The organism is Pseudalkalibacillus hwajinpoensis (assembly GCF_015234585.1).
In the GTDB taxonomy this organism is placed as follows: domain Bacteria; phylum Bacillota; class Bacilli; order Bacillales; family Guptibacillaceae; genus Guptibacillus; species Guptibacillus hwajinpoensis_B.
Map to the genome: position 1 here is coordinate 280,980 of NZ_JADFCM010000001.1, position 12,899 is coordinate 293,878.

17 protein-coding genes are annotated in these 12,899 nt (G+C 44.1%); 15 read left to right on the plus strand and 2 right to left on the minus strand.

Features of this window, described 5'->3' with window-relative positions:
- The first annotated feature begins 6 nt into the window (after nt 1-6).
- From IQ283_RS01405 to IQ283_RS01450, 10 genes are all read left to right on the plus strand, one after another.
- Complete coding sequence (locus IQ283_RS01405; RefSeq protein ID WP_194218382.1) at nt 7-237, plus strand: AtpZ/AtpI family protein; 231 nt, start codon at nt 7-9, stop codon at nt 235-237.
- On the plus strand, nt 238-606 hold the full coding sequence (locus IQ283_RS01410) for an ATP synthase subunit I (protein ID WP_194218383.1): 369 nt from the start codon (nt 238-240) through the stop codon (nt 604-606). It begins immediately after the preceding gene.
- Between the two features lie 19 nt (nt 607-625).
- On the plus strand, nt 626-1,336 hold the full coding sequence (atpB, locus tag IQ283_RS01415; RefSeq protein ID WP_194218384.1) for a F0F1 ATP synthase subunit A: 711 nt from the start codon (nt 626-628) through the stop codon (nt 1,334-1,336).
- A 67-nt stretch (nt 1,337-1,403) separates the two neighbouring features.
- A complete protein-coding gene (atpE, locus tag IQ283_RS01420) occupies nt 1,404-1,616 on the plus strand; it encodes a F0F1 ATP synthase subunit C (protein ID WP_121681967.1) in 213 nt (70 codons plus the stop codon).
- 106 nt (nt 1,617-1,722) lie between these two features.
- Nucleotides 1,723-2,232, plus strand: a complete 510-nt coding sequence (atpF, locus tag IQ283_RS01425; RefSeq protein WP_194218385.1) for a F0F1 ATP synthase subunit B — start codon at nt 1,723-1,725, stop codon at nt 2,230-2,232.
- Nucleotides 2,229-2,783 carry a F0F1 ATP synthase subunit delta gene (locus IQ283_RS01430; protein WP_194218386.1) on the plus strand — a complete coding sequence of 185 codons (555 nt, stop codon included), beginning with the start codon at nt 2,229-2,231 and terminating at the stop codon, nt 2,781-2,783. The genes atpF and IQ283_RS01430 overlap by 4 nt, the downstream gene beginning before the upstream one ends.
- A gap of 19 nt (nt 2,784-2,802) precedes the next feature.
- Nucleotides 2,803-4,311, plus strand: coding sequence for a F0F1 ATP synthase subunit alpha (gene atpA / locus IQ283_RS01435; protein ID WP_194218387.1), 1,509 nt, complete (start codon nt 2,803-2,805; stop codon nt 4,309-4,311).
- Nucleotides 4,312-4,360: 49 nt separating this feature from the next.
- Complete coding sequence (locus tag IQ283_RS01440) at nt 4,361-5,224, plus strand: F0F1 ATP synthase subunit gamma (protein ID WP_194218388.1); 864 nt, start codon at nt 4,361-4,363, stop codon at nt 5,222-5,224.
- A 311-nt stretch (nt 5,225-5,535) separates the two neighbouring features.
- Entirely contained in the window at nt 5,536-6,945 is a 1,410-nt protein-coding gene (atpD, locus tag IQ283_RS01445; RefSeq protein WP_194218389.1) for a F0F1 ATP synthase subunit beta, read from the plus strand.
- Nucleotides 6,946-7,047: 102 nt separating this feature from the next.
- Nucleotides 7,048-7,449, plus strand: coding sequence for a F0F1 ATP synthase subunit epsilon (locus tag IQ283_RS01450; RefSeq protein ID WP_194218390.1), 402 nt, complete (start codon nt 7,048-7,050; stop codon nt 7,447-7,449).
- Between the two features lie 57 nt (nt 7,450-7,506).
- Here IQ283_RS01450 and IQ283_RS01455 read toward each other — a convergent pair whose 3' ends face one another.
- Both IQ283_RS01455 and IQ283_RS01460 read right to left on the minus strand, forming a co-directional pair.
- Complete coding sequence (locus IQ283_RS01455) at nt 7,507-8,067, minus strand: DUF1697 domain-containing protein (RefSeq protein WP_194218391.1); 561 nt, start codon at nt 8,065-8,067, stop codon at nt 7,507-7,509.
- A 103-nt stretch (nt 8,068-8,170) separates the two neighbouring features.
- Entirely contained in the window at nt 8,171-8,644 is a 474-nt protein-coding gene (locus tag IQ283_RS01460; RefSeq protein ID WP_194218392.1) for a YbgA family protein, read from the minus strand.
- A gap of 120 nt (nt 8,645-8,764) precedes the next feature.
- Here IQ283_RS01460 and IQ283_RS01465 point away from each other — a divergent pair, with 120 nt between their 5' ends.
- From IQ283_RS01465 to nuoH, 5 genes are read left to right on the plus strand one after another with little or no spacing between them, the layout of a single operon-like run.
- Nucleotides 8,765-9,142 carry an NADH-quinone oxidoreductase subunit A gene (locus tag IQ283_RS01465; RefSeq protein ID WP_194218393.1) on the plus strand — a complete coding sequence of 126 codons (378 nt, stop codon included), beginning with the start codon at nt 8,765-8,767 and terminating at the stop codon, nt 9,140-9,142.
- The gene (locus IQ283_RS01470; RefSeq protein WP_194218394.1) at nt 9,133-9,651 is read left to right on the plus strand and encodes a NuoB/complex I 20 kDa subunit family protein; all 519 of its coding nucleotides are present in this window, start codon (nt 9,133-9,135) and stop codon (nt 9,649-9,651) included. The genes IQ283_RS01465 and IQ283_RS01470 overlap by 10 nt, the downstream gene beginning before the upstream one ends.
- Nucleotides 9,648-10,781 (plus strand): NADH-quinone oxidoreductase subunit C, encoded by a 1,134-nt coding sequence (locus tag IQ283_RS01475; RefSeq protein WP_194218395.1) that lies wholly within the window; start codon nt 9,648-9,650, stop codon nt 10,779-10,781. Before IQ283_RS01470 ends, IQ283_RS01475 begins: the two co-directional genes overlap by 4 nt.
- 2 nt (nt 10,782-10,783) lie before the next feature.
- A complete protein-coding gene (locus tag IQ283_RS01480) occupies nt 10,784-11,884 on the plus strand; it encodes an NADH-quinone oxidoreductase subunit D (protein ID WP_194218396.1) in 1,101 nt (366 codons plus the stop codon).
- Nucleotides 11,884-12,891: an NADH-quinone oxidoreductase subunit NuoH gene (gene nuoH, locus IQ283_RS01485; protein ID WP_194218397.1), complete on the plus strand. Its 1,008-nt coding sequence runs from the start codon at nt 11,884-11,886 to the stop codon at nt 12,889-12,891. The genes IQ283_RS01480 and nuoH overlap by 1 nt, the downstream gene beginning before the upstream one ends.
- The last annotated feature ends 8 nt before the right edge of the window (nt 12,892-12,899 follow it).

Genomic DNA, 12,899 nt, shown 5'->3' on the forward strand with positions numbered 1-12,899 from the left:
TTTTCAATGACTCACCTTTATAGCAAAGGGGCGCTTGATTTGAAGGCGATGGCACTCTATACAACCATTCTATCTTATCTAGTTGGATCGATCCTTACTGGGGTGTTCCTAGGCAGGTGGATGGACAGCCTATTCGACACCTTTCCACTTTTTCTTATTATTGGCCTTTTGCTCGGTTTGGGCGGAGGGATTTATGGATTGGTTCGTCTTCTACATAAGTTTACAGGGGAAGATTAGATGACAGAATATACTCAAAGTTTCCGCCGTTACATGCAACTCACCCTGTATTTGCTCGCCATTTTCGTGATGGGTTGGGGAATTACCTCATATAAAGCATTATTCCTCGGGTTAATTCTTGGCACTATTTTCAGTATTTACAACCTATTCAATATGTTCCGAAAGATTAATCGTCTTGGTGAAGCTGCTGCAGAGGGTAAGAAGGCAAAGTCACTCGGTTTTTTAACGAGACTGGCCGTTGCTGGACTAGCCGTTGCAATCGCAACAAGATATCCGGAACACTTCAGCTTGCTAGGTGTGGTAATTGGGTTAATGATCACCTACATTATCATTCTCATAGATTCAATATCCAAAATACGCTTTAAGTAGGAAGAGAGGTGAAAAGCTGTTGGAACATCATGCACCTACACATGACTTTCTAGGACTTACTTTCAATCTTTCCAATGTTCTTATGATTACAATTGCTTCTGCTATTGTATTTATCCTTGCTGTTGTAGCAACTCGCTCGTTAGCAATGCGTCCTACGGGATTGCAGAACTTCATTGAGTGGGTGATGGACTTTGTTAAAGGACTTATTGGAAGTACGATGGACTGGAAAACCGGTGGGCGCTTCCTGTTTCTTGGGATGACGCTACTCATGTACATTTTTGTATCAAATATGCTTGGTCTTCCATTCGCCATTGCAGTCGATTCAGAACTCTGGTGGAAGTCTCCAACTGCAGATCCGACAATCACGCTAACACTAGCAACGATGGTCGTGGTTCTTACACACTATTACGGTGTGAAAATGAAAGGACCTAAGGAATATGGAAAAGGATTTTTCAGTCCTCTTAAATTCTTATTCCCGTTTAAGTTAATTGAGGAATTCTCCAATACATTAACACTTGGTCTACGTCTTTACGGAAACATTTACGCCGGTGAAATTCTGCTTGGACTTCTCGCAGGACTTGGTGGAGCATCATTCGCTGGAGCGCTTGGAGCCTTTCTTCCTATGCTCGCATGGCAAGGATTCAGTATCTTTGTCGGTACAATTCAAGCGTTTATCTTTACAATGCTAACGATGGTTTACATGGCACACAAAGTGGCAGATGACCATTAAAAAAAGGTATCAATGAGTTTTCATTATATAAAAAACTATTTTATGAATTATAAGGAGGAAGTTTAGCATGGGTTTAATTGCAGCTGCAATTGCAGTAGGTTTAGCGGCAGTAGGTGCCGGTATTGGTAACGGTCTTATCGTAGGACGTACAGTAGAGGGAATCGCTCGTCAACCAGAACTTCGCGGAACTCTTCAAACAACAATGTTCATCGGTATCGCACTAGTTGAAGCATTGCCGATCATCGGTGTTGTTATTGCCTTCATCGTACTAGGTCAATAATTTAAGAACTTTATAGTAATTTTGGATCGTTTCATGATGGCGGAGAAAGTTTCGAAATGAAACCTTCGCCATTCGTTTTGTATGACCTCTGAAGGGAGTGAACACGGTGTTCAATAGTTTAATTCTAGGAGCAGGATTTGCTGCAGGAGATATTATTTTCCAACTTTTTGCATTTTTAGTGCTTCTTGCATTATTAAAGAAGTTTGCATGGGGACCTCTTATGGGCATCATGAAAGAGCGTGAGCAGCACGTTGCGAACGAAATTGATGCGGCTGAGAAGAACCGCAAAGAAGCGGAAGCATTCTTGAATGAGCAGCGCGACGAAATGAAGCGTGTTCGTCAGGAAGCAAAAGCTATGCTTGAGAACCAAAAGCAAATGGCTGACCAAAAAGGTCAGGAATTGATCGAAGCGGCTCGTATTGAGTCTGAGCGTTTGAAAGAAGCAGCTACTGCTGAAATCAAGCGTGAGCGTGAAAGTGCAGTTGCCTCTCTACGTGAGCAGGTTGCATCACTATCCGTTATGATCGCTTCAAAAGTTGTCGAGAAGGAACTGGATGAGCGCGCTCAAAAGCAGCTGATCGATGAGTACCTTGATCAGGCAGGCGATCAGAAATGAGTAGAGATCTTGAAGTAATCGCAAAGCGTTATGCCGGTGCTCTTTTTGACATCGCTCGTGAGAACGATAACGTCGAGCAAGTCAAGAATGAGCTTGTCGTAGTAAAGGATGTTTTTCATCAAACACCGAACCTAATGAACGTGTTTGAACATCCGAAATTTACAGAAGCACAGAAGAAAGAGCTTATCCAAACAAGCTTTGGATCTTCTCTATCAGCACCTGTTATGAATACGCTTCTTACATTGATCGAACGAAAGCGTGTTGCAATCGTTTTTGATCTTGTTAGTCAATTTGAAAGATTTACTTATGAACAGCAGCAAAAAGCGGCAGCGAAAGTTTATTCTGTGAAGCCTCTAACGGAAGAGGAGCAGATGAAGGTCTCTGCAGTATTTGCGAAACGAGTAGGCAAAACAACGCTTCTGATCGAGAATGTGATCGACCCTACTTTAATCGGTGGTATTAAAGTACGTATTGGCAATCGCATCTTTGACGGTAGCATTAGCGGAAAACTTAAACGCATGGAACGAGAATTAGTTTCAGCGAAGAGCTAGAAGATAGGGGTGAATATGCATGAGCATCAATGCTGAAGAAATCAGTGCGCTGATCAAGCAGCAAATCGCAAATTATCAAACTGATGTTAAAGTTGATGATGTTGGTACCGTTATCCAAATTGGTGATGGTATTGCTCGTGCCCACGGTCTCGATAACGTGATGGCAGGAGAGCTTGTTGAATTTTCAAACGGTGTTATGGGTATGGCTCAGAACCTAGAGGAGAGCAACGTTGGTATCATTATCCTTGGACCATACACTGAAATTCGTGAAGGCGATGAAGTACGTCGTACTGGACGCATCATGGAAGTTCCAGTCGGTGAAGAGCTTCTTGGCCGTGTTGTAAACCCACTTGGACAACCTGTTGATGGACAGGGCCCACTTGGAACAACAAAAACTCGTCCGATCGAAAGCCCAGCACCAGGGGTTATGGATCGTAAATCAGTACATGAGCCACTTCAAACAGGAATCAAAGCAATTGACTCTCTTATTCCAATCGGACGCGGACAGCGTGAGCTTATCATCGGTGACCGTCAGACTGGTAAGACTTCAATTGCGATCGATACAATTTTGAACCAAAAAGACGAAGATATGATTTGTATCTACGTTGCGATTGGTCAGAAAGAATCTACGGTACGTGGCGTTGTTGAAACGCTTCGTAAGCAGGGTGCCCTTGATTACACAATCGTTGTAACAGCTGGTGCATCTCAGCCATCTCCGCTTCTTTTCCTAGCACCATATGCTGGTGTAACAATGGGTGAAGAATTCATGTATAACGGCAAGCACGTTCTTGTTGTATACGATGACTTAACAAAGCAGGCTTCTGCTTACCGTGAACTTTCCCTACTACTTCGTCGTCCTCCAGGTCGTGAAGCATATCCAGGGGATGTATTCTATCTTCACTCACGTCTTCTTGAGCGTGCAGCGAAGCTTAGTGATGCAAAAGGAGCAGGTTCACTAACTGCCCTTCCGTTTATCGAAACACAAGCTGGTGACGTATCAGCTTATATCCCAACTAACGTAATCTCCATCACAGATGGACAGATCTTCCTTCAATCTGATCTCTTCTTCTCGGGTGTACGTCCAGCGGTTAACGCCGGTCTTTCTGTATCCCGTGTAGGTGGTTCCGCTCAGATTAAAGCGATGAAGAAGGTTGCGGGTACACTACGTCTTGACCTTGCATCATACCGTGAGCTAGAAGCATTCGCTCAGTTCGGATCTGACCTTGATAAAGCAACTCAAGCGAAGCTGAACCGTGGTGCTCGTACGGTTGAAGTTCTAAAGCAAGGACTAAACAAGCCACTTGCAGTTGAGAAGCAAGTTGCTATTCTTTACGCACTAACTCGTGGATTCCTTGATGATATCCCAGTTGGCGACATTCAGCGTTTTGAATCTGAAATGATGACATGGATCGAACACAATAAGAAAGACATTTTCAATACAATTCGTGAAACAAAAGCTCTTCCTGATGAAAAAGAATTCAACGGTGCAATCGAAGAATTCAAAAAGAGCTTCGCAGTATCTGAATAAGAGGGATGCGGCGGAAACGCCGCGGCCAGCTTAAAAGGTGGTGAAATGAGTGGCATCTTTACGCGATATTAAGTCGAGAATTACGTCGACTAAGAAAACAAAGCAGATTACAAAAGCGATGCAGATGGTTTCCGCTGCGAAATTGAACCGTGCTGAAATGAATGCGAAGTCATTCGTTCCATACATGGAGAAAATTCAAGAAGTTGTCGGAAGCATTGCAAATGGATCAAGCGGCGTACGTCATCCAATGCTAGAAAGCCGTGAAGTGAAGAAAACGGGCTATGTGGTCATCACATCAGACCGTGGACTTGCTGGAGCGTACAATAGCTCGGTCCTACGTCATGTGTATAGAACAATTAATGAGCGTCACAACTCTACAGATGAGTATGCAATTATCGTAGCTGGTAAAGTAGGACTTTCCTTCTTTAAAAAGCGCGGAATGCCTGTCGTAGAAAGCATTGTTGGTCTTTCAGATCAGCCTGCCTTCGCAGACATTAAGGATATTGCATCTCGAACAGTAGGTATGTTTGAAGACGGGGCTTTCGATGAGCTTTATCTTTATTACAACCACTATGTAAGTGCCATTCAGCAGGATTTAACGGAGAAGAAACTTCTTCCGTTAACGGATATTGAGACAGGCGAAGGCAAATCACTCGCAAGCTATGAGTATGAGCCATCTGAAGAAGAAATTCTTGAAGTACTCCTTCCTCAATATGCTGAAAGCTTGATCTACGGAGCGCTTCTTGATGCGAAAGCAGCCGAGCACGCATCCCGTATGACAGCGATGAGAAGTGCGACGGACAATGCGGACGATCTTATCGGCGATCTTACACTTTCTTACAACCGTGCTCGTCAGGCTTCAATCACTCAGGAACTTACTGAGATTGTAAGTGGAGCGGCAGCGTTAGAATAGCGGAAGTGGCCGTTTAGGCCCGACAAGCGCTGGAGGCTTTTGGAATGAACACGCACTTTGTGTTCAATCGAAAAGGTGAAGCGACTCGAGGGCCTGGCCACTGTAGCTGGACAGACGAAAAGCGGAACGAGCCCGTTTAAATCCGCAGGTTGTTGGAAGCCATGAGAATGAGACGGTTTATGTCTCAATCGAATGGGTGAAACAGCCGGAGGATTTGGCTCGTGTCGCTAGACAATACTACGATAAACCATAAATGCTATTTGAAAGACTTACTTTCAAAGGCAGCTTAAAGCAAGTTAGGAGGGAACAGGATGAACAAGGGATACATTACCCAGGTTATGGGTCCGGTTGTAGACGTTAAGTTTGAGAGCGGAAAGCTTCCAGAAATCTACAACGCCCTTAAAGTTAACTATATCGCTCAAACTGGTGCCGAAGAGAGCATCGAATTGACGCTTGAAGTCGCGCTTCACCTTGGCGATAACTCTGTTCGTACCGTAGCAATGGGTTCAACAGACGGTCTTGTACGTGGAGTTGATGCTCTAGATACAGGTGCACCAATCTCCGTTCCAGTTGGGGATATTACACTAGGACGTGTATTTAACGTACTAGGTGAGAAAATTGACCTTAATGAAGAACTTGGCGAAGTTCGCCGCGATCCGATTCATCGTCTAGCACCAGTATTTGATGAACTTTCAACAACTACTGATATCCTTGAAACAGGAATCAAAGTAGTAGATCTTCTTGCACCATACGTTAAAGGTGGTAAGATCGGTCTATTTGGTGGTGCCGGTGTAGGTAAAACGGTACTTATCCAGGAACTGATCAACAACATCGCCCAAGAGCACGGCGGTATCTCGGTATTCGCAGGTGTTGGTGAACGTACGCGTGAAGGTAATGACCTTTACTACGAGATGACTGATTCTGGCGTTATTAAGAAAACAGCAATGGTATTCGGTCAGATGAACGAACCACCAGGTGCACGTATGCGTGTTGCCCTTTCAGGTCTTACAATGGCAGAGTACTTCCGTGATGAGCAAGGACAAGACGTTCTTCTCTTTATCGATAACATCTACCGCTTTACACAAGCTGGTTCAGAGGTATCGGCATTGCTTGGACGTATGCCATCAGCAGTAGGTTACCAGCCTACACTTGCTACTGAGATGGGTCAACTTCAAGAGCGTATTACTTCAACTAACAAAGGTTCTGTTACTTCAATTCAGGCAATCTACGTACCAGCCGATGATTATACTGACCCGGCTCCGGCAACGACGTTTGCTCACCTTGATGCAACAACTAACCTTGAACGTAAACTTTCTGAGCAAGGTATCTACCCAGCGGTGGATCCACTTGCTTCAACTTCCCGTGCGCTTTCTCCGGAAATCGTTGGGGACGAGCACTATAATACTGCGCGTGAAGTGCAACAAACACTTCAGCGCTACAAAGAACTTCAAGATATCATCGCTATCCTTGGTATGGATGAGCTTTCTGACGAAGATAAGCTAACTGTTTCCCGCGCTCGTCGCATTCAGTTCTTCCTTTCTCAGAACTTCCACGTAGCTGAACAGTTTACTGGACAAAAAGGCTCTTACGTACCAGTTAAAGAAACGATCAAAGGATTCAAAGAAATCCTTGATGGTAAACACGATGATATTCCAGAGGACGCATTCCGTCTTGTTGGAACAATTGAAGAAGTAGTTGAGAAAGCGAAACAAATGGCGTAAATAAAAAGTAGGGTGGAGACCTATGGGCCTTCGCTCCCACTTTTGGCTATTTGGGCGATAAGCCAGCTTTTCTAATTACGATCACACCCAGGGAGGGGTACAATGAATACATTGGATGTCAGTGTAGTCACCCCTGACGGCCCGGTATACGAAGGGGAAGCTGAAATGGTCAGCGTAAAAGGAACTAGCGGTGAGCTAGGAATTTTACCTGGACACATTCCACTGGTTACCCCTCTTACAATCAATGCAGTTCGCTTCAAAAATGGAGCTGACACGCATGTACTGGCCGTTAGCGGTGGGTTTGTTGAAGTAAGACCAAAGCAGGTAACGATCCTTGCTGAGTCTGCAGAGCTACCTTCCGATATTGACGTGGAACGTGCACGTGCTGCGAAGGAACGAGCAGAAGAACGCTTAAATCAAGCGAAGCAGGATAATGTTGATTTCAAACGTGCTGAGCTAGCGCTTAAGCGTGCAATCAACCGCCTGGATTTGGCAGGTAAATAATGAAGAAGCACCAGTGGAGACGTTCCTCTGGTGCTTTTTTTCGCGGAAATATAGGTGTTAAGTTACATCATTAGGGAGCATGTCAGCTATCTTATTAATGGTTTTCCAATTTCGAACTGTCGCATACTCATTGAATCGAGTTAAGTAGGTCGCAAGCTTTGAATTTCGAATACTATCATGAAACAGAAGGAAAACGTCTCTTCCGATCAGCTCACACTCTTCTTTCTCGGAAGCATATGAAACAAGTTTTTCTTTAACATCTGCCCGGAGTGGTTCCGCTAACATAGCTACATAAAGGCTTTCTCCAACAGCATTTTCTTGCGCTTTTGCAATTTGTTCCTCGTGAAACGGACAACTCTCGATCATGCTTTGCCACTCTGTTGCAGACCTTATTACTACAGGCACCTTCAATCCGAACTCGGTGCTGATGATTTGTTCCATTCTTCTCCTTGAACCCTCTTCCGATTCTTCTGAATCAAAAAAGACATTTCCACTTTGTATATACGTTTTCACATGTATAAGGCCTTCCTTTGTCAGGGCATCTCGTAACTCAGCCATCTTTAGTTTGTTTTTTCCACCAACGTTAACCCCTCTTAATAATCCAATATAGCTCGTCATTCTCGTCCCACCCTTTATTCACTTTGATATGCCTCAGATTTGAAACTAGTCATGATTTAATTATGATGTGCTAAAGCGATAATCCTCCACAATTTCAATTATTTCATTCAGAATAATCATTTCTAGAAATTGTTTTTAGTTGTTTTTGATCATATACATCATTCCACTTCCTGCTCGTTTGCACAAAGCTGCTTTGTAACAAGTAATCGGATGGGTACTTTTTAAGTAATACGGCAAGATGGCTACGAATGCTTTCAATGTCTTGATCGGTTAGGGGCGATGCTGGAGTGATTCGTAGATTCAACGTTATAAAAAAATCTTCTTTTTCCTGACTTGTTGCCTGTTTTTTGAAATAGCCCCACATATGTTGGAGTGTTGTCCGCATACCTTTTTTAGTATAGGGGAGAGTTAAGCTTTCACTGATGAGATCATAAACATCAACTAGCTCTTCATGAGACTGAGCGTTTTTTAATGCTTCTCCCACCTTTTGATAATGTTCATATCCCTTTGCCATCACGGTATATTTGTTTTTTGCCCACAGTTTCTCTGTAAGCGTTCTGATTCTTTTGTCTGGCATACGATCACCTCTGTTCGAAATTTTAAAAAAACTTACAAATAAAAGCAAGAATAAGAGTTGGGATGTTGAATTAGTATACAAGACTAGCAACTTTACAGCACGATGAGAGGAGAGACCTGAATGGGTGAATCGCTTAACGTGTACCAAAATAGTTATCTCTTCGTAATGATGTTTCTTTTACTTGGCCTTCTCCTTCCAGCTGTTGCCCTAACAGCAGGAAGATTCCTTCGTCCTTCAAAACCAACACCGGAGAAACAAACAACCTATGAAAGCGGCATAGAGCCGTTTCACCAAAGCTGGATCCAGTATAACGTTCGCTATTATTTATTCGGACTGCTTTTTGTGATATTTGATGTCGAAACCGTTTTCTTATATCCGTGGGCGGTTGCTTATCAAAAGCTTGGTTTCTTTGCGTTCATCGAAATGATGATCTTTATTGTCATGCTCTTAATTGGCTTACTATACGCATGGAAAAAGAAGGTGCTGAAATGGATATAAACTTAGAGAATATTACACCGGAAGAATATGAAGAAATGAAGCAGAATGTGTTCCTGGCAACGCTTGAAAATGTAAAGGCCTGGGCAAGAAGCAATTCACTATGGCCGCTTACATTTGGTCTCGCATGCTGTGCAATTGAAATGATGGGTTCAGGGGCTTCCCATTACGACCTTGATCGCTTTGGAACATTTTTTCGAACATCACCAAGACAGTCTGATGTCATGATTGTATCAGGAACCGTAACGAAGAAAATGGCTCCTGTGCTAAAGCGTCTCTATGACCAAATGCCTGAACCTAAATGGGTTATCGCCATGGGTTCGTGTGCCACAGCTGGTGGCCCTTATATTCATTCCTACGCGGTCGTCAAAGGGGTCGATCAAATCGTACCTGTCGACGTATATATCCCTGGATGTCCACCTAATCCAGCAGCACTTATCTATGGAATTAATAAATTACAGGAAAAAATTCGCTATGAAGCTCGAACCGGAAAGCGGGTGACCAATCGATGACAGATGGCAAATCACCTGAAGAGCTAGCAGAAGAAAAGCGGATAGCGGTCGAAGAGGCAAAACGGAAAGCCGCTGAGTTACGACAAAAGAAGGCCGCTGAAGCTGAGAAACCGGCAGACGACCTAGAGCTTCAGAAGAAAAAAGCAGTGGCTGCTGCAAAGGCCAAAGCAGCTGCCCTCAAGAAGCAAAAAGAACTGGAAAAAAATGAATCAGTAAGTGAAGAGTCAGACGACCTAGCGTTAGCGAAAAAGAAGGCTGTCGCAGCAGCAAAAGCCAAAGCAGCAGCTCTCAAGAAGCAAAAAGAATTGAAGAAGGATGAAACAGCCAGCGAAGATGGAGCCGCTGATCTAGCGAAAAAGAAAGCAGTAGCAGCCGCAAAGGCGAAAGCGGAGGCTCTCAAGAAGCAAAAAAAAATGCAGCAGAATGAAGCAATAAGCAAGGATATGGATACCGATGCTGATCTAGCGAAAAAGAAAGCAGTAGCGGCTGCAAAGGCCAAAGCTGCAGCACTTAAAAAGCAGAAAAAGGGTGGAGCGTCTGATATTTCAGATGAGAAAGCAAAAGCGGTAGCTGCCGCAAAAGCGAAGGCGGCTGCAAAGGCGAAAGCAAAAGCATCTGAAGAAAACGAAGAGCCTGTAGAAGAGACCCCTTCACCGAATCAACCTGTCCTTGACCGCTATCTTCACATCATTCAACAAAATCTTGGTGACGATCTTTTAGAAGACGCTTATATTAATCGTCTTGCAAAAGACGTTCCGACGCTCGTTGCTAAAAAACACACGTACTTGAAGCTCGCCCAATTTCTTAAACACAATGAGCTTCTCGCTTTTGACTATCTTTCAGAAACGCATGGAACAGATTTTGAATCGCATATGGAAATTTACAATCATCTTTACTCCTATCAGAACAGCCAGAGCGTAGCGCTCAAGGTGAAGATAGATCGAGACGAACCAGTTATTGATTCCCTCACGTCCCTTTGGGTAGGGGCGGACTGGCCCGAACGTGAGGGATTTGATTTACTAGGCATCGTGTTTAAAGGGCATCCCAATTTAACACGAATTATGATGCCTGATGACTGGGTAGGGCATCCCCTTCGAAAAGATTATGAGCCGTATGATGTGGAGGTGTAGCAATGATACGGACAGAGGAAATGCTTTTGAATGTAGGACCTCAGCATCCGAGCACTCATGGTGTCTTTCGCATTGTTCTCAAAATTGATGGAGAAATCATTAAGGAAGCTAAGCCGGTTATTGGTTATCTGCACAGGGGAACAGAAAAAATTGCGGAGAACCTTCAATATACGCAAATCATCCCATATACCGACCGGATGGACTATTTGGCTGCGATGACGAATAATTACATCCTCTGTCATGCCGTTGAGACGATGATGGCAATGGAGCTTCCAGAGCGGGCAGATTATCTTCGCATTATTGTCATGGAGCTTGGACGAGTAGCGAGTCATCTCGTTTGGTTCGGAACATACCTTCTCGATATTGGTGCGATGAGCCCATTTCTATATGCATTCAGAGAGAGAGAAGTCATCATTAACCTACTAACCGAAATTTCAGGTGGTCGTCTTACCTTTAATTATATGCGCGTAGGCGGAGTGAAGTGGGATGCGCCAGATGGATGGCTTGATAAAGTTCGTGCTTTTGTTCCTTATATGAGAGAACAGCTTGCTGGCTATCACGATCTTGTAACGGGGAATGAAATTTTTATGGCAAGAATCAAAGGAGTAGGTGCTTATTCGAAACAAAAAGCACTTTCGTATTCCTTGAGTGGGGCGAACCTGCGGTGTACCGGTGTGAAATGGGACCTTAGAAAAAACGAACCGTATTCGCTTTATAACCGCTTTGAATTTGATGTTCCAGTCTTCCGTGAAGGCGATGCGCTAGCGCGTTACCATTGTCGCATGGCTGAGATCGAAGAAGCGTTGAAGATTGTAGAACAAGCGGTAGAGCAAATTCCATCTGAAGGACCTGTTATGGCAAAAGTACCGCGGATTATTAAACCGCCTGCAGGAGAGACTTACGTTCGAATTGAATCACCACGTGGCGAAATCGGTTGCTACATCGCATCAAAAGGAAAGAAAGAACCTTATCGCCTAAAGTTCCGGCGTCCCTCCTTTTATAACTTACAAATACTACCTGAGTTGTTAGAAGGGCAAAACATCTCGAACTTGATTGCGATCCTCGGGGGCATTGATATTGTGCTCGGGGAGGTGGATGGGTAATGATCAACAACATGCTTGGATCTACACCGAGCTACTGGCAGACACTTGGATTTTTCCTTGTAGGTGCTGCGATGTTGATGGTCGTACTCGGTTTTGTAACGTACGCTATTTTGGCAGAGCGAAAAGTACTGGGCTTTATGCAGCTCCGCCATGGTCCAAACAGAGTAGGGGGAAGGTTCGGTTTACTCCAAACGGTAGCGGATGTGCTGAAGCTTTTACTTAAAGAAGATACCATCCCAAGAGACGCAGATCGTCCATTGTTTATCATTGCACCGGTTGTCGCGTTTGCCCCAGCCTTCATTGTGATTGCCGCCCTTCCATTAACAGAACGAGTTTCGTTTGCGAACATTGGCGTTGGTTTGCTTTATTATATTGCGATTTCTGGCATTTCTACGATCGGAATCCTGGCAGGGGGCTGGGCATCAAACAATAAGTACGCTCTTCTTGGTAGCATGCGCTCAGCGGCTCAAATGATTTCCTATGAAATTCCACTTGTCATGAGTGTGATCGGCATCGTGCTTTTGACAGGATCGCTTAATTTAAACACGATTATTGCCGAGCAGGAGAATGTGGCATTTCTTTTTAAGCAACCGCTCGCCTTTGTAATTTTTCTAATCGCTTCTGTTGCTGAATTGAACCGTACGCCGTTTGATTTACCCGAGGCGGAATCCGAGCTCGTAGCCGGATACCATGTTGAATATTCTGGCTTCCGCTGGGCGTTCTTCATGCTTGCAGAATACGTATATTTATTCGCTATGGCTTCGCTAACGACGATTCTATTTCTTGGCGGCTGGCAGGCGATTCCTTACTTATCTTTTATTCCAGGACCAGTCTGGTTTGCACTGAAATTTATCCTAGTCGTCTTCGTGATGATTTGGATTCGCGGTACATTCCCTCGACTAAGAGCGGATCAACTCATGTCCTTTGGCTGGAAAGTACTATTGCCACTCGCACTATTGAACATTTTTCTAACGACCGTTGTCATTGAAATCATTCGTTCATTCTAGATAAGGGA